This is a genomic window from Leucobacter sp., assembly GCF_053528595.1.
Genome location: NZ_JAIVPF010000074.1, coordinates 16643 through 33472 on the forward strand (window position 1 = coordinate 16643; position 16830 = coordinate 33472).

Genomic DNA, 16830 nt, shown 5'->3' on the forward strand with positions numbered 1-16830 from the left:
GGGAAACCGTGAACTTCACGATACTGTGCCGGTGGTGGGGTTCCTGGTCCGCTGAAATACTGGGATGCGCCGGGGTCATGCGATCCCGAACATATTGATCGATTTGAGAGGACTATCGGATGGCACTCATTCCCCACGTCATCGGCGGAGAGAAGATCACCGCGGCCGAGCGCACCCAGCCGGTCTACAACCCGGCCACGGGCGAGCAGCAGCACGAGCTGGCGATCGCGTCGGCCGCGACCGTGGAGGAGGCCATCGCCGCGGCGAAGGCCGCGCTGCCGATGTGGCGGAAGACCAGCCTCACCAAGCGCGCCGACGTCTTCTTCAACCTGCGCCAGCTGCTCAAGCAGCGCACCCCGGAGCTCGCCGCCATCGTCACGAGCGAGCACGGCAAGGTGCTCTCCGACGCCGCGGGCGAGATCGCGCGCGGGCTCGAGAACGTCGAGTTCGCGTCCGGCCTGCTGCACCTGCTGAAGGGCGAGCGCGACGAGCAGGTCTCGACCGGCGTGGATGTGCACTCCATCAAGCAGCCGGTGGGTGTGGTGGCCGCCATCACGCCGTTCAACTTCCCGGTCATGGTGCCGCTCTGGATGATCGCCTCGGCGATCGCCTGCGGCAACACGGTGGTGCTCAAGCCGTCCGAGCGCGACCCCTCCGCCTCGATCTTCATCGCCGATCTCTTCCGCGAGGCCGGCCTGCCCGACGGCGTGCTCAACGTCGTCAACGGCGACAAGGTGGCGGTCGACACCCTGCTCGACAGCCGCGACGTCAAGGCCATCAGCTTCGTCGGCTCGACCCCCATTGCCAAGTACATCTACGAGCGCGCTGCGGCGAACGGCAAGCGCGTGCAGGCCCTCGGCGGCGCGAAGAACCACATGATCGTGATGCCCGACGCCGATCTGGACGGCGCGGCCGACGCCGCGGTCTCGGCGGCCTACGGCTCGGCCGGCGAGCGCTGCATGGCCGTCTCCGTCGTGGTCGCCGTGGGCGGCGTGGGCGACGAGCTCGTGCAGAAGATCGCGGACCGCATGCGCGTGCTCACGATCGGCGACGGCACCGACCCGGCCTCCGAGATGGGGCCGCTCATCACCCGCGAGGCCAAGGAGCGCGTCGAGTCCTACGTCGCCGGAGCCGAGGCCGAGGGCGCGACCGTGGTCGTCGACGGCCGCGAGACGCAGTTCGAGGGAGACGGCTTCTTCACCGGCGTCTCGCTGCTCGATCACGTCAAGACCGACAGCAAGGTCTACCGCGAGGAGATCTTCGGCCCGGTGCTCGCGGTGGTGCGCGTCGACACCTACGAGGAGGGCGTGCAGCTGATCAACGAGCACCAGTTCGGCAACGGCACCGCCATCTTCACCCGCGACGGCGGCGTCGCCCGCCAGTTCGAGTTCGAGGTGGAGGCCGGCATGGTCGGCATCAACGTGCCGATCCCCGTGCCCGTCGGCTCGTTCTCCTTCGGCGGCTGGAAGGACTCGCTCTTCGGGGACGCGCACATCTACGGCCCCGAGTCGATCCACTTCTACACCCGTTCGAAGGTCGTGACCACCCGCTGGCCCAAGCCGGACCAGTCCAAGGTCGACCTCGGCTTCCCCAGCAACAGCTGATCCTTCTCCGTCGTCGGAGCGCGGCGCGGACACGCGTCCGCCCACCGAGCGGAGTCGGGACCCGGTGCCCCGGGTCCCGACTCCGCTCCGCTCAACCGGCCGGCAGGCCGCACAGATCCTCAATTCCGAGAGAGAATTACAGCATGACCGACTTCATCGACCTGAACGGCGCCGAGCAGAGCTTCGGCGACTCCGAAGCGCAGCGCGAGGTGCGCGAGAACGACCGCCAGTACGTCTTCCACTCGTGGTCGGCGCAGAACAAGATCGATCCGCTGCCCATCGCCAAGGGCGAGGGCGCGCGGTTCTGGGACTACGACGGCAACGAGTTCCTCGACTTCTCGTCGCAGCTCGTCAATCTGAACCTGGGGCATCAGCACCCGGGTCTCGTGCGGGCGATCCAGGATCAGGCTGGTCGTCTCGCGACCATCCAGCCGTCGATCGCGAACGACGTGCGCGGCGAGCTCGCGAAGCGCATCGTCGAGCACTCCTTCGAGGGCGCCCGCTCGGTGTTCTTCACCAACGGCGGCGCCGAGGCCAACGAGTACGCGGTGCGCATGGCGCGCCACCACACCGGGCGCCAGAAGGTGCTCGCGCGCTACCGCTCGTACCACGGCTCGACCGCGACCGCCATCACGGCCACGGGCGATCCCCGCCGCTGGGCGAACGGCGTGCTCGACGCGGGAGTCGTGCACTTCTTCGGTCCCTACCAGTACCGCTCCGAGTTCTTCTCCGAGAGTCCCGAGCAGGAGACCGAGCGTGCGCTCGCGCACCTCGAGCACACGATCCAGCTCGAGGGGCCCGACACGATCGCCGCGATCATCCTCGAGACGGTCACCGGCACCAACGGCGTGCTCGTGCCGACGCCCGGCTACCTGCCCGGCGTGCGCGCGCTCTGCGACAAGTACGGCATCGTGCTGATCGCCGACGAGGTCATGGTGGGCTTCGGCCGCACCGGGGAGTGGTTCGCCTACCAGGGCTTCGACGTGCGGCCCGACCTGGTGACCTTCGCGAAGGGCGTGAACTCGGGATACGTGCCCCTCGGCGGCGTCGTCATCTCCGAGGCGATCCACGAGACCTTCGGCGACCGCGCCTTCCCGGGCGGTCTCACCTACTCCGGCCACCCGCTCGCGTGCGCCGCGGGTGTCGCGACCTTCGACATCTTCGAGGACGAGCGGATCCTCGAGCGGGTGCGGGATCTCGGTTCGCGCGTCGTCGAACCGCGCCTGGCCGAGCTCGCCGCCAAGCATCGCTCGGTCGGCGAGTTCCGCGGCCTCGGGCTGTTCTGGGCGATGGATCTCGTGGTGGATCGTGAGACCCGCGAACCGCTCGTGCCCTACAACGCCGCGGGCGAGGCCGCAGCCCCGATGAACGCGGTGGTCGCCGCGTGCAAGGCCGGCGGGCTCTTCCCGTTCGTGCACTTCAACCGGCTGCAGATCGCCCCTCCGCTGATCATCGGCGAGGAGGATCTGGTGCGTGGCCTCGACATCATCGACGCGGCGCTCGACGTCGCGGACGGGTACTACACGGGGGCGTAGCCCGCTGCGCCGAGACCCGGCGGCCCAAGGGCCCTGATCCCGCACCCTCCGGTGCTCGGGATCGGGGCCCTTCGGCGTGTGCGGGAGATTCAGGGCACGTCGAAGCGGGAATCGCGGCCGGTCGCCGGAGAAGATGTCGGAGATGCGGCGGGCGAGCAGCAGGGCGTGAGTGCTCGCGCATCGCGGCGGCGATCGCCGCGGGTGACGTCATTCAGCGCATAGGCGGAATATGCATAGTGTCACGATGTATATGGTGCTATTATCTGATGACGTGAGCGAAGAGAAGGCGCTAAACGCATCGGAGAGCGATTTGATTGCGCTCGAGCTGACGCGGGTCGCCGGACGGTTCTCGCGAATCGCCGGTCGTGTGCCGGGGAATGCGTACTCGCTCATCGCCTGGCGCGTGCTCGCCGAGCTGGAGCAGTCCGGCCCGGCGCGCATCAGCGATCTCGCGCAGGGGCAGCGCGTGGCGCAGCCGTCCATGACCGGCCTCGTGCAGCGGCTGGAGAGTGAGGGGTGGGTGGCCCGGCGCCCCGATCCCTCCGACGGCAGGGCCACGCTCGTGAGTGCGACCGAGGACGGCCGTGCCGCCCTCGACGGCTACCGGAGGGCCGCGGCGGAGCGCGTGCGCCCGCACCTCTCCGCGCTCTCGGCCTTCGACCGCGCCACTCTCGCCCGCGCCGCCGAGCTCATGCAGCAGCTCAGCGAGCGGATCGAGGATCCGCGAGGCTGATCCGCGCACACCGCCCGGAAACCGACACGACCACCGAGGAGTCATCACGTCCACCGTCACCGAACCCCGACCCGACACCGGATCCATCCGCGTCGCCGCAGATCCCGCGGCGGCTGCGCGCGGGGAGACCGCGCCCGGCGTTCCCGCCGCGCCCCCCGCGGGAACGCGCACGCCGGCGCCGCGGGCGTCGATCCTGCGCCAGCCCACCGCGGTGTGGGCGATCGCCTTCGCCTGCGCCATCTCCTTCATGGGCATCGGCCTCGTCGATCCGATCCTGCCCGCGATCAGTCACGAGCTCGGGGCGTCCCCCGGACAGACCATGCTGCTCTTCACGAGCTACCTCTTCATCACGGGCATCGCGATGTTCTTCACGAGCTGGGTCTCCGGGCTCATCGGGGTCCGCTGGACGCTCGTGGCCGGTCTCGTGCTGATCGTGGTGTTCGCGGCGCTGGCGGGGGCCTCCGGCACGGTCGGCGAGATCATCGGCTTCCGCGCCGGCTGGGGTCTCGGCAACGCGCTCTTCATCTCCACCGCGCTCGCCGCGATCGTGGGTGCGGCGAGCGGCGGATCCCGCCAGGCGATCGTGCTCTACGAGGCCGCCCTGGGCATCGGCATGGCCGTGGGACCCCTCGTCGGCGGCGCGCTCGGATCCGTCTCCTGGCGCGGCCCGTTCTTCGGCACGGCCGCGCTGATGGCGATCGCGCTGCTGGCGATCCTGGTGCTGCTGCGCACCCCGACGGAGGACGCCGAGACGCGCAGGGCCGCGCGGGCGCACCGCCCCTCGATCCTCGCGAGCTTCCGCGCGCTCCGGCACCCGGCGCTGCTCTCGCTCGCGGCGGTGGCGGTCTTCTACAACTTCGGCTTCTTCGTGCTGCTCGCCTACAGCCCGTACCCCATGGAGGCCGCGGCGGCGGCTTCGGGTGTGCGGGAGTTCGGCGCCCATGAGCTGGGCCTCGTCTTCTTCGGCTGGGGCCTCGCACTCGCGATCACCTCGGTGCTGGTCGCGCCGATGCTCACCCGGCGCTTCGGACTGCGGCCCGTGCTCTTCACGATGCTGGGCGGGCTGGCGATCTGCCTCGCGCTCCTCGCGGTGCTCGTGGACTCGCTCCCGGGCCTCATCGCGGTGGTCGTGGCGAGCGGCCTGCTGCTCGGCGTGATGAACACCGCGCTGACGGAGGCCGTGATGGAGGCCACCGAACTGCCCCGCAACGTGGCTTCGTCCACCTACTCTGGCGTGCGCTTCATCGGGGGCGCGATCGCCCCGGCCGTCGCGGGACCCGTGGCGGCCGCCCTCGGCGCGCCGGCGCCGTACTGGCTCGGCGCGGCGTCGATCGCGGTCTCGATCGCGGTGCTGGCCTGCGCGGGCCGCTTCCTCGCCCACATCGGACGTCCGCACGAGAGCGCGCAGCAGGAGGCCGCCATCATCGGCGAGGGCGACGCGGCGTAGGAGCCTCCGTCGGTCCGTCGTCGGCGCGAAGGCGCGGTGGCGGCGGACCGACGGGGATCAGCGTCCGCCGGTGGCGAGGCGCATGAGGTCGGACTCGAGGTCGATGCCGAGCTCCGTGCCGCCGGCGCTGCCGTAGGAGTGCTGGTAGCTGCCCCAGGAATCGCCGCGCACCGCCGAGCGGAATCCGCCGGAGACGAGCGCGACGAGCTCGCCGGCCGCGCGCTCGATGCGCCTGCCGAAGTCGCCGCTGTTCCAGTCGTCGGGGGCCGCGAAGAGCGAGGTGGGCACCGTGATGGTGCGCAGGTACGCGAAGAGCCCGCGCAGCTGATCGTCGACCACGAGCGCGTGGCGCGCGCTGCCGGCCGTCGCAGCCAGGACCACCGGGGTGCCGATGAGCAGGTCGTTGTCGAGCACCTGGAAGAACGAGGTGAACAGTCCGCTCGGGCCGGCCTTGTAGACGGGCGTCGACACGACGAGGGCGTCGGCGTCGCGCAGGATGTCGCTCGCGCGCTGCAGCTCGGGGGAGACGTGCTGCGCGACCAGGGCGGTCGTGACGTCCCCGGCCAGGGCTCGGAGGTCGATGACGCGCACGCGCAGCTCGAAGCCGCGCTGCGCGGCGAGCGCCGCGGCCCGGTCGGCCACCCGCATCGCGAGCATGGTGGTGGTCGAGGGGTCGCTCGTGCCGGCGCTGACCACCGCGAGGGTGCGGGGCCCGGCGCCCTGCACCGGCTCGGAGTCCGCGTGCTGAATGTTTCCGTCGAATGGTGCGTTCATGTGCTGTCGTGCTTTCTGGAGAATCGATGGGGGGCCCTACTCTACGAGCTTGCGGCAGAGCCGCTGCAGCTCCCGCATCTCGTCCGGGGTGAACGCGGATCCGAGCTCGCGGCCCACGCTCTTCGCGTGGGCTCGGCCCACCTCGCGCTGCACGCGCGAGCCGTCCTCGGTGAGGGAGACGCGCACGGCGCGCCCGTCCTCCGCGTCGGCCTCCCGGTGCACGAGGCCGCGGCTCGCGAGCCGGTCGATCATGCGCGAGAGCGCGGGCTGGCTGAGCAGCACGCCGTCCTGGATCTCGCAGATCCGCATCGGATCCCCGCCCTTCGCGAGCGTGTAGAGCACGTCGTACTCGCGCATGTTGACCTCGCTCCACATCCCCTCCGCGGCGAAGATTCCCATGAGTGCGGCGTGCGCGGTCATCACCGCCTCCCAGGCCTCGTTGGCGAGCCTGATGTCGGTGCGTGTGTTCATGGTCGTTCCTTCTGCTTGCGATCTGGGTGCGGGCCGCGGTTCGCGGCCCGCACCGCCGACGGCCCTAGAGCCCGAAGGCCGCGCCGCTCTTCGTCGACGAATCGAGGTAGGGCGATCCGCCCGTCACGTTATCACCGCGGTTGGCCCGCGGACGCGGCTGGCGCGGCGGCTCGTCGCCGTACTTGGCCTGCACGAGCGACGCGTGCGTGGGGCTCTCGGGCACCTCGGGATCCCGATCCTTCGCCATCTCCCGGCGCAGCACCGGAATCACCTCCTCGCCCAGCAGGTCGAGCTGCTCGAGCACCGTCTTCAGGGGCAGACCCGCGTGGTCGACGAGGAACATCTGGCGCTGGTAGTCGCCGAAGACCTCGCGGAAGCCGAGGGTCTTGTCGATGACCTCCTGCGGGCTGCCGACCGTGAGCGGCGTCTGGCTGGTGAAGTCCTCGAGCCGGGGGCCGTGGCCGTAGACCGGGGCCTCGTCGAAGTACGGGCGGAAGCGATCCACCGCGTCCTGCGACTTCTTCGCGATGAACGCCTGGCCGCCGAGGCCGACGATCGCCTGCTTCTGCGTGCCGTGGCCGTAGTGCTCGTAGCGCTCGCGGTAGAAGCGCACGAGGCGCAGGAAGTGCTCGGACGGCGCGAAGAGGTGGTTCGCGAAGAAGCCGTCGCCGTAGTAGGCCGCCTGCTCGGCGATCTCCGGCGTGCGGATCGAGCCGTGCCACACGAACGGGGGCACGTCGTCGAGCGGGCGCGGGGTGCTCGTGAAGCCCTGCAGCGGGGTGCGGAAGTTGCCGTCGTAGTCGACGACGTCCTCGCGCCACAGCCGGTGCAGCAGGTTGTAGTTGTCGAGCGCGAGGGGGAGCGCGCTGCGGATGTCCTTGCCGAACCACGGGTAGACGGGCGCGGTGTTGCCGCGGCCGAGCATGAGGTCCATGCGGCCCTGCGCCAGGTGCTGCAGCATCGCGTACTCCTCGGCGATGCGCACGGGGTCGTTGGTCGTGATGAGCGTGGTGCTGGTGGAGAGCTTCAGCGTCTTCGTCTGGGCCGCGATGTAGGCGAGGAACGTGGTGGGGCTCGACGAGAAGAAGGGCGGGTTGTGGTGCTCGCCGATGGCGAAGACGTCGAGGCCCACCTCCTCGGCGTGCACGGCGATGCGGGCGAGCCCCTGGATGCGCTCGGCCTCGCTGGGGGTCTCGCCGCTGACCGGGTCCCGGGTCACGTCGCTGACCGAGAAGATCCCGAATTCCATGGTGTGCTCCGTTCTGCAGCGGGTGCTGTCGTTTCGCGTCTGGCGCCAATTATATGCGCTTGCATGTAAATAGAACACCCGCTTCCCGGATCTATTCCCCGGCCAGCCGCTCGAGGCGAAGCGGAGCTTCGCGCGGCGATGCCGCCGCCCGCGCCCCTGCGGGCGGGCGACGCGCGGAGCGCGGAGCGTGGGCCAGCCGCTCGAGGCGAAGCGGAGCTTCGCGCGGCGATGCCGCCGCCCTGCCGCGGTGGCGGCAGCGCGGATTGCGGGCCGACGCTTCGCGTCGCCCTTTGAGCAATCCGCGCCCCTGCGGGCGGGCGACGCGCTCCCGGGGTGCGGGGGCCGGCGCGGCTCGAGGGTGCGAGTTGACGGTTCGCCAGAAGAGTTTTAGACTGACTAGTCAGTATAAGAAACGGCGGAGGCGGCATCCGATCGAGGAGCCGCCCCGCATCCGAACGAGGAGAGTACGTGAGCACTGCGCAGATGGACCGCGCCGACGAGGCGGCGACCGAGGTCGTGGGGACCCCGCGTCGGCGCTCCGGCGGCAGCCGCTCGAGTGCGGTGGGCTCGCCGGGAGCGGAGACCGTCGGCGCCGCGGCGGCGAGCAGTGCAGGGGCAGTCGCAGCGGGAAGCGCCGCAGCCGCGGGCTCGACGTCGGCCGCCGCCGAACCGGCCGCCGCCGTCATCGAGCTGCGTGACGCCGAGGTGCGCGGATCCCGCGGCCCCGTCTTCGGCCCGCTCACCGTGCGCAGCGACCGGCCCGTCACCGTGGTGCAGGGATCCCGTGGCACCGGCCGCACCTCGCTGCTGCTCGCGATCGCGGGCCGCATGCGGCCGAGTGCGGGATCCCTCGTGACGCTCGGCGCGACGAAGCCCGCGGAGATCCGACGTCGCACCGGCATCGCCGGCTTCGCCGAGATCGATGCGCTCGAACCGGCCGTCACCCTCGGGGCCACGCTGCGCGAGCGCCTGGCGTGGGCCATGCCCTGGTACCGGCGCACACCCCGCATGACCCCCGTGCTGGCCGGCGAACTGCTCGGCGCAGCATTCGGGGAGTACGAGCAGCCGGATCCCGCGACGCCGGTGCGCGAGCTCACCCCGGCCGAGGAGATGCTCGTGCGCATCTCGCTCGCGCTCATCGAGGAACCCGAACTGCTCGCGATCGACGACTTCGACGCGCTGCGCGACCCCGCGGAACGCGCCCTCGTCGCAGGACGCCTGAACGACCTCGCCGCCCGGGGGATCCGGATCGCCCTCGCCACGAGCGATCCGGGCGATCTCGCCCTCTTCGCCGAGCACCGCCCGGCGCTCATCTCACTCTGACCGCCCACCCGGCGCGCAAAGGAACCACCATGTCACTGTTCACCCGCAGCACCGAGCTGAAGCGCTTCCGCGAGGGCGCGCTGCCCAAGGTCGCGCTCGTCGTGCTCCTCGTCATCCCGCTCATCTACGGCGCACTCTACCTCTGGGCGTTCTGGGCCCCGACCGACAATCTGAACCGGCTGCCCGTCGCCGTCGTCAACCTCGACGAGCCGGCCGAGAAGCCCGATGGCGATGTGCTCGCCGCGGGGGACGACGTGGTCGAGCAGCTCGAGGAGGGGCAGGACCTCGACTGGCGTCCGCTCGACGCCGCCGAGGCGGCGCAGGCGGTGGCAGACGGCGACGTCTACTTCTCCGTGACGATCCCGAGCGGCTTCTCGAGCGCGCTCGCAGGCCTCCAGGATGACCCGAGGGCCGGCGAGATCGAGGTCGTCTACAACGACAACAACTCCTTCCTCGCGTCGACGCTGGGCAAGCAGGCCATGGTGCAGCTGCGCGACGCCGTCGCCGAGACCGCGACGCGGACGGCCGCCGAGCAGGTGCTCGTGGGCGTCGAGAAGCTGAGCGACGGCACGCGCGACGCCGCGGAAGCGGCGGACCGCCTCGAATCGGGCACCGCTGCCGTCGCCGACGGCAGCGCCGGGCTGAGCGCGGGCCTGGGGGAGCTCGCGGATGGAACGGCCCAGCTGGTGGCCACGGCGCCCGAGCTCACGAGCGGCACGCACCGGCTCGCGGAGGGACTCGAGGGCGCGCGCGACGGCAGCGCGCGGCTCGCCGAGGGCAGCGGCTCGCTCGCCGCGGGCGCCGGCGAGGCCGCCGCGAAGTCGGGGGCGCTGCGCGACGGGCTCGGGCAGCTGGACGACGGCGCCGAGCAGGTGTCGAGCGGCACCGCGACGGTCGCCGACGGCACCCGGAAGATCTCAGACGGCGCCGCCGATCTCGCGACCGGCGCGACCGCCCTCTCCGACGGGATGACGGCGCTCTCGGGAGGACTCGGGCAGCTCGCGCAGGGGGCGAGCGCCCTGCACACCGGGGTCGCCGATCTGTCCACGGGAGCGGAGACGCTGAGCGGCGGTGCGGCGCAGGTGTCGGCCGGCGCCGCGAGCATCGCTCAGCTGGCCGCCGAGCATCCCGAGATGACACTGGCCCAGCTCGACGCCGCGCTGCAGTCCCAGGGCACCTCGATCCAGGCCCTCGCGGCCGGCGCGACCCAGCTGAGCACGGGCGCCTCGAGCCTGCACGAGGGCGCGGCGGCGGTCGCGGAGGGCGCGGCCGCGCTCGACACCTCGGCGCAGACCGCCTCCGACAGCTCCGTGCAGCTCGCGGACGGCGCGGGCCGGCTCGAGAGCGGGATCGCGCAGCTCAGCGGCAGCGCGGGCGACCTCGCGAAGGGGGCGGCGCAGGTCTCGGCCGGTGCCGACACGCTCCACGACAAGACCGGATCCGCCTACGCGGGCAGCGGCCGGCTCGCCGAGGGTCTCACCTCGCTGTCCAACGGCGCGCAGACAGTGGCCGACGGGAGCGGCGCGCTCGCGAGCGGCGTCGCCACCGCGTCCGAGGGTGCGGAGCGGCTCGCCGCCGGCTCCGGCCGGCTGGCGGAGGGCGCGGCGCGACTCGACGCGGGGGCGCAGCAGGCGAGCGAGAAGTCGGGAGAGCTCGCGACGGGCGCCGGCAAGGTCCACGACGGCGCCGGCACCTTCGCGGGCAGGCTCGCCGACGGCGCGGAGGAGGCACCCTCCTTTGCGCCCGGCCAGCGCGTCGGCATCGCCGAGACGATGGCCGCCCCGGTGCAGCTCGACGAGCACACCGAGAACGCGGTGCAGGGCTTCGGGGAGGGCTTCGCCCCGTTCTTCATCGCGCTCGCCTCCTTCGTCGGGGCGCTCATCACGTGGTTGATCCTCCGCCCGCTGCCCCGTCGCCCCCTGGCTTCGAACACCTCGGGCCTGCGCTCGGTGCTCACCGGCTTCTGGCCGGCCGCGCTCATCGGCGTGGGACAGGTGGCGATCATGATGCTCGTGCTGGTGTTCGGGATCGGCATGCGGCCGGCGCACTGGATGGGCATGGCGGCGTTCATGCTGCTCGTGACCCTCGCCTTCCTGGCGCTGCAGCAGATGTTCATCGCCCTGCTCGGCACCGCGACCGGTCGTGTGGTGAGTCTCGTGCTGCTCATGCTCATGCTGTCCTCGTCGGGCGGCACCTACCCGGTCGAGACCACGCCCGCGTTCTTCCAGGCGCTGCACCCGTTCATGCCGGCCTCGTACGTGGTCGACGGCCTGCGGCAGCTGATCGGCGGCGGTCTCGACGGGCGGTTCTGGATCTCGCTCGCGGTGATGCTCGCGGTGCTGGTCGGATCGCTCGCGATCAGCGCGGTGGCGGCGCGGCGCCAGAAGGTGTGGACGATCCAGCGGCTGCACCCCGAGCTCGCGATCTGAGCGGGGGAGGCGGGAGTCCCGTGATGAGGAATCGCGCAGGACGACCGGGTGCTGATGCGGCGTCGCGGCGGTGAGGAAGCAGCCACTCGGGACTCACTCCGCTGCACTCGGGCGGAGAATGCTCGGGGAGGGGCGCGCAGCGAGGGGAGCGGTAGGAGAGGATAGGACCATGGCACGGGTGAACACGAAGCGGCTCATCACCGAGGCGGCGGTGCGCGTCGCGGCGCAGCACGGGATCAGCGGCGCCTCGATGGATCAGATCGCCGAGGCCGCGGGCGTGGCCAAGGGCAGCCTCTACTACAACTTCGCCTCGAAGGACGCGATCTTCGAGGAGGTGATCCGCGACGGCTTCGAGCGGCTGGCGGCGGCGATCGATGCGGCGCGCGAGGGCGTGGAGCCGGACGAGGCTCCGCGGGCGGTCGCCGCGGCGACGCTCGAGACGCTGCGGAGCAACCTCGACCTCGCGAAGCTGATGGCCTCGGAGGTGTTCCGCACCGACCGCGCCTGGGCCGGTGCGATGGAGCTTGCCCGGTCCTCGGTGGTGGTGCGCTTCCGAGACGTGCTGCGCGACGCCGAGTCGGCGCGGGTCGGCTCCCGCGACGGTTCCTCGGATGCGGGCCGTGCCGCCGAGGAGATCACGGAGATCGCCGGGGCGGCGTTCTTCGGTGCGCTCGCCGGCGCCTGCCTCGACTGGCTGCTCTTCCGCCGGGACCAGCCGGTGGACCGGGTGCTCGACCAGGTGCTGCGCGCGATCTGAGCGCACCGCTCACCCGTTCGGACGGGGGTCCGTCACCTGCCTCATCAGGTGTGAATAAGGGCATGCTAATATTCATCCGATGAAAACGGAATCTGCGCCCCGCGCCGTGGTGGTCACCGGCGCCGCATCGGGCATCGGGCGTTCGGCGGCATTGCACCTGGCGGCGGCGGGATGCGCGGTGGCCGCGATGGACCGGGACGCGGATCGGCTCGCCGGCGTCGTCGCCGAGCTGGCGCGCGCCGGGTCCCCCGAAGCGCTGGCCCTGCCCGTCGACGTCTCCGAGGCCGCCGGGGTCGCGTCCGCGATGGGGCGCGCCGTAGAGGCGTTCGGACGCCTCGACGGGCTGGTCTCCGCGGCGGGCGTACTCGAACCGGGCGGTCTCGGCGACACGACGCGGGAGGCCTGGCAGCGGCACCTCGATGTCAACGTCACCGGTGTCTTCACCGTGCTGCAGGAGGCCGCTCCGCGGTTGCGGGACGGCGGGGCGATCGTGGTGGTGAGCTCGAACGCGGCGCACGTGCCGCGCACGGGCATGCTCGCCTACGCCGCCTCGAAGGCCGCCGCGTCGGCGCTGACGAGGTGCGCGGGCCTCGAGCTCGCCGCTCGGGGCGTCCGCTGCAACGTCGTCGAGCCGGGATCGACCGACACCCCGATGCAGCGCACGCTGTGGCCCGATCCCGAACTCGGCGCGCGGACCGCGATCCACGGCGACCCCGAGTCCTACCGGGTGGGGATCCCGCTCGGCAGGATCGGCGCCGCGGACGATGTCGCGGGCCTGGTCTGCTTCCTGCTCTCGGACGCCGCGCGCCACATCACGCTGCAGCGGATCACCGTCGACGGCGGGGCGTCGCTGTGAGCGCGGCACTGCCGTCGGCGCCGGTGCTCTTCGCGGGCGAGCGGACCGTCGCGGGATCGGCGAGGCGGACCTCGACCGGCAGCGGGGGCGAGTGGGCGTCCGAGATCGTCGGTGCGCTGCGGCCCGACGAGTGCGCGATCGCGGCCATCGCCTTCGAACCGCACGGACCGGCCGTCGCGCACGTGGTGAACCCCGCGCCGCTGCCCGAGCCGGCTTCGCCGAGCGGTCCGCCGGCCACGCACGAGATCATGGAGCGCCCGACTCCCGAGGAGTACACCGCGAACGTGCGCTTCGCCCTCGACCGGATCGATGCCGGAGCTCTGCAGAAGGTGGTGCTGGGACGCGGTGTCGAGGTGACCAGCACGCCGCCGCTGAGCCCGGTCGCGGTGCTGCGCGGGCTGCTGCGGGATCGCCCCGGCCGGTACGTCTTCGGTCTGCCGCTCGAGGGCGGCCCGGTGCCGGCGCAGCTGATCGGCGCGAGCCCGGAACTGCTGGTGCGGCGCAGCGGGAAGCGGCTGCTCAGCGTGCCGCTCGCCGGGTCCGTTCCGCGGGCGGCCGATCCCGAGGAGGACCGGCGGCGGGCCGAACTGCTGCAGCGGTCGGCGAAGGATCTCGCCGAGCACGCCTTCGTGGTCGACGAGATCGTGACCGCGCTCTCCCGCGTCTGCGTCGCGGTCGAGGCGGATGCGCGGCCCCGCCTCGTATCGACCGACACGCTCCACCACCTGGGCACTCGGATCAGCGCCGAGCTCGCCGTCCCCGACGACCGCGGCTTGAGCGCGCTGCATCTCGCGCAGCTGCTGCAGCCGACGCCCGCGGTCGGCGGGGTGCCGCGGTCGGCGGCGCTCGACGTGATCGCGCAGCTCGAGAGCGATCGCGGCCCGCTGACGGGAGCGGTCGGCTGGGTCGACGGCAGCGGCGACGGGGAGTTCGCGGTCACGATCCGCGCGGGGGTGCTCGACGGCGAGCGGCTGCGGCTGTACGCGGGCGCGGGCATCGTCGCGGGCTCGGATCCCGAATCGGAGTTGCGGGAGACGGGCGCGAAGCTCGCGACGATGCTGAAGGCGGTGGGGGTATGAGAAGTCGACCGGCGGCCGTACGGGGGTGGCCGGCCGAGTTCCGGCACCACTACCGGCGGCTCGGATACTGGACCGACGAGACGTTCGCGGAGTTCGTCGAGGAGCGCACCGCTCGTTTCGCGGACCGGCAGGCCCTGGTGGGCCCCGACAGCGGCGGCGATGAGCGCAGGTGGAGCTACGCCGAGCTGCGCGGACGGGCCCTCGCGGCCGCGGCGCGCTTCTCCGCGATCGGGGTGCGCCCCGGCGACCGGGTGGTGGTGGCGCTGCCGAACATCGTCGAGTACCTCGAGGCGGTGCTCGGGCTGTTCCGCATGGGCGCGCTGCCGGTCTTCGCGCTGCCGACGCATCGCGAGGTCGAGCTGGCGCAGTTCTGCGAGCTCGCGGACGCGGCGGCCCTCGTCGTCTCGGCCGGCGCGGACCGGGCGGATCACGCAGCGCTGTACGCGGCGGTGTGCGAACGCCTGCGACCGAGCGGCGTGGCGCCTCCGGTGCTGGTCGACGTGAACGGATGGCGCGACGAGCCGGGGGGTCCCGCGGGCGCCGTCGACGGTGCCCCGCTGCCCGCCGCGAACTCCGAGGACATCGCATTCCTGCAGCTCTCGGGCGGCACGACCGGAGTGTCGAAGCTGATCCCGCGCACGCACGCCGACTACTTGTACTCGGTGCGGTCGAGCGCCGAGATCTGCGGCGTCGACGAATCGACGCGCATGCTGGTCGCGCTGCCGGCGGCGCACAACTTCCCGATGAGCTCTCCGGGGATCCTCGGCGTGCTGCACCGGGGCGGCACCGTGGTGCTCGCGGGCGACCCGAGCCCGAGGACGGCCTTCCGCCTCATCGCCGAGCACGGGGTGACCACCGCGGCGCTCGTACCGCCGCTCGCCCAGGCCTGGATCTCTGCGGCGCAGCGCCGCGGCCCGGACCTCTCGACGCTCGAGACCCTGCAGGTCGGCGGGGCGAGGCTGTCCGACGCCGTCGCGCCGGAGGTGCGCCGGGTGCTCGGAGCACGGCTGCAGCAGGTCTTCGGCATGGCCGAGGGCCTGGTCAACTACACCCGCTCCGAGGATGCCGACGAGCTCGTGCTCACCACGCAGGGGCGCCCGATCAGCCCGCACGACGAGCTCCGCATCGTCGACGCGGAGGACCACGACGTGGCCGATGGGGAGGAGGGCCGGCTGCTGGTGCGCGGGCCCTACACCATCCGCGGCTACTACCGTTCGCCCCGGGCCGACGCCGAGTCGTTCACGGAGGACGGCTTCTACCGTACGGGCGATCTGGTACGCCGCCTGCCGAGCGGGCACCTCGTGGTCACCGGGCGCGACAAGGACCAGGTGAACCGCGGCGGAGAGAAGGTCTCGATCGAGGAGGTCGAGGGCGTCGCCCTCGCGCACTTCGCGGTGCGCGATGCGGTCGTGATCGGGGTGCCCGATCCCTATCTGGGCGAGCGCGTGGTGCTCGTCGTCCAGCCCGAGCGGGCGGGGGAGCAGCCCGATGTCATCGCACACCTCCGCACGACGGGCCTCGCCTCCTACAAGATCCCCGACCGCGTGATCTTCCTCGACACCCTCCCCGCCACCCACGTCGGCAAGAACAGCCGCCGAGAGCTGCGCCGCCTGCTCTCGCAGAGCCTGAAGGAAACAGCATGAGCCTCCCCGCAACGATCGACTACGCTCCGCCGATCGCGCCCCTGCCGGTCAGCCGCGCCGACTGGCGGCTCGATGCGGCGCGGACGGCGGTGCTCGTCCACGACCTGCAGCACTACTTCCTGCGTCCATACGCGGAGAACTGCGAGGCCCTGCGCTCGGTCCTCGCGGCGACGGCGGCGATCGTCGAGGCGGCGCGTCGGATCGGCGCGCCGGTGTTCTACACCGCGCAGCAGGGCGACCAGGATCCGGGCGAGCGCGGTCTGCAGCGCGATCTCTGGGGGCCGGGCATGCGCGGGATCCCCGAGCACACCTCGATCGTCGCCGAGGTCGCGCCGCAGCCCGGCGACATCGTGCTGACGAAGCACCGCTACAGCGCCTTCGCGCGGAGCGACCTGGCCGAGCGACTGCTGGGGGCGGGCCGGGACCAGCTCATCATCACCGGGGTGTACGCGCACATCGGCATCACCGCGACGGCGCTCGAAGCGTTCCAGCGCGAGATCCAGCCGTTCGTCGTGGCCGACGGGGTCGCCGACTTCGGCGCGGAGCAGCATCGGAACGCACTCGCGCAGATCGCCGCGTGCTGCGGCGTGGTGGTCCCCGCGGACGAGGTGCTGGCCGGGCTGCGCGCCGCCCCGCCGATCGAGTGCGCGGAGGGAGCCGGCGTCGATTCCGGCGTCGCGTCGGACAGGCCGCCGCACGGCGACCGCCTGATCCGCACCGCCATGCGGGGGCTCATCGACGAACCGCAGCTGGATGCGGCGTTCGCGGCGCCCGATGCCGACCTCTTCGAACTCGGTCTGGACTCGCTGCGGGCCTTCGAGTTCCTCGACGTGCTGGCGGACGCCGGTGTGGACATCGACTTCGGGGAGTTCGTGCGCACGCCGACGGTGAACTGGCTGCGCCGGCGGACCGTCGTGGAAGCGGGCTGAG

General features: G+C 72.1%; 14 protein-coding genes. 11 read left to right on the forward strand and 3 right to left on the reverse strand.

Annotated features, from left to right (window positions below):
• Positions 1–119 precede the first annotated feature (119 nt).
• From ACWKZU_RS14800 to ACWKZU_RS14815, 4 genes are all read left to right on the forward strand, one after another.
• Positions 120–1604, forward strand: a complete 1485-nt coding sequence (locus tag ACWKZU_RS14800) for a CoA-acylating methylmalonate-semialdehyde dehydrogenase (protein WP_449283099.1) — start codon at positions 120–122, stop codon at positions 1602–1604.
• Between the two features lie 143 nt (positions 1605–1747).
• The gene (locus ACWKZU_RS14805; protein WP_449283100.1) at positions 1748–3139 is read left to right on the forward strand and encodes an aminotransferase class III-fold pyridoxal phosphate-dependent enzyme; all 1392 of its coding nucleotides are present in this window, start codon (positions 1748–1750) and stop codon (positions 3137–3139) included.
• A gap of 271 nt (positions 3140–3410) precedes the next feature.
• Positions 3411–3872, forward strand: a complete 462-nt coding sequence (locus ACWKZU_RS14810; RefSeq protein WP_449283101.1) for a MarR family winged helix-turn-helix transcriptional regulator — start codon at positions 3411–3413, stop codon at positions 3870–3872.
• Positions 3873–4083: 211 nt separating this feature from the next.
• Entirely contained in the window at positions 4084–5319 is a 1236-nt protein-coding gene (locus ACWKZU_RS14815; RefSeq protein WP_449283102.1) for an MFS transporter, read from the forward strand.
• Between the two features lie 57 nt (positions 5320–5376).
• Here ACWKZU_RS14815 and ACWKZU_RS14820 read toward each other — a convergent pair whose 3' ends face one another.
• From ACWKZU_RS14820 to ACWKZU_RS14830, 3 genes are all read right to left on the reverse strand, one after another.
• A complete protein-coding gene (locus tag ACWKZU_RS14820; RefSeq protein WP_449283103.1) occupies positions 5377–6093 on the reverse strand; it encodes a CE1759 family FMN reductase in 717 nt (238 codons plus the stop codon).
• Between the two features lie 36 nt (positions 6094–6129).
• On the reverse strand, positions 6130–6564 hold the full coding sequence (locus tag ACWKZU_RS14825) for a MarR family winged helix-turn-helix transcriptional regulator (protein ID WP_449283104.1): 435 nt from the start codon (positions 6562–6564) through the stop codon (positions 6130–6132).
• 64 nt (positions 6565–6628) lie between these two features.
• The gene (locus tag ACWKZU_RS14830) at positions 6629–7813 is read right to left on the reverse strand and encodes an LLM class flavin-dependent oxidoreductase (RefSeq protein ID WP_449283105.1); all 1185 of its coding nucleotides are present in this window, start codon (positions 7811–7813) and stop codon (positions 6629–6631) included.
• Between the two features lie 468 nt (positions 7814–8281).
• Between ACWKZU_RS14830 and ACWKZU_RS14835 the strand changes: the two genes are divergently transcribed.
• From ACWKZU_RS14835 to ACWKZU_RS14865, 7 genes are all read left to right on the forward strand, one after another.
• Complete coding sequence (locus tag ACWKZU_RS14835) at positions 8282–9136, forward strand: ATP-binding cassette domain-containing protein (protein ID WP_449283106.1); 855 nt, start codon at positions 8282–8284, stop codon at positions 9134–9136.
• 29 nt (positions 9137–9165) lie between these two features.
• Complete coding sequence (locus tag ACWKZU_RS14840; RefSeq protein ID WP_449283107.1) at positions 9166–11565, forward strand: YhgE/Pip family protein; 2400 nt, start codon at positions 9166–9168, stop codon at positions 11563–11565.
• A gap of 169 nt (positions 11566–11734) precedes the next feature.
• Positions 11735–12322 (forward strand): TetR/AcrR family transcriptional regulator, encoded by a 588-nt coding sequence (locus tag ACWKZU_RS14845; RefSeq protein WP_449283108.1) that lies wholly within the window; start codon positions 11735–11737, stop codon positions 12320–12322.
• A 79-nt stretch (positions 12323–12401) separates the two neighbouring features.
• The gene (locus ACWKZU_RS14850) at positions 12402–13178 is read left to right on the forward strand and encodes an SDR family oxidoreductase (protein WP_449283109.1); all 777 of its coding nucleotides are present in this window, start codon (positions 12402–12404) and stop codon (positions 13176–13178) included.
• Positions 13175–14257: an isochorismate synthase gene (locus tag ACWKZU_RS14855; RefSeq protein ID WP_449283110.1), complete on the forward strand. Its 1083-nt coding sequence runs from the start codon at positions 13175–13177 to the stop codon at positions 14255–14257. The genes ACWKZU_RS14850 and ACWKZU_RS14855 overlap by 4 nt, the downstream gene beginning before the upstream one ends.
• Positions 14254–15900, forward strand: a complete 1647-nt coding sequence (locus ACWKZU_RS14860; protein WP_449283111.1) for a (2,3-dihydroxybenzoyl)adenylate synthase — start codon at positions 14254–14256, stop codon at positions 15898–15900. The genes ACWKZU_RS14855 and ACWKZU_RS14860 overlap by 4 nt, the downstream gene beginning before the upstream one ends.
• Positions 15897–16829 (forward strand): isochorismatase family protein, encoded by a 933-nt coding sequence (locus ACWKZU_RS14865; RefSeq protein ID WP_449283112.1) that lies wholly within the window; start codon positions 15897–15899, stop codon positions 16827–16829. Before ACWKZU_RS14860 ends, ACWKZU_RS14865 begins: the two co-directional genes overlap by 4 nt.
• Position 16830: the final 1 nt, after the last annotated feature.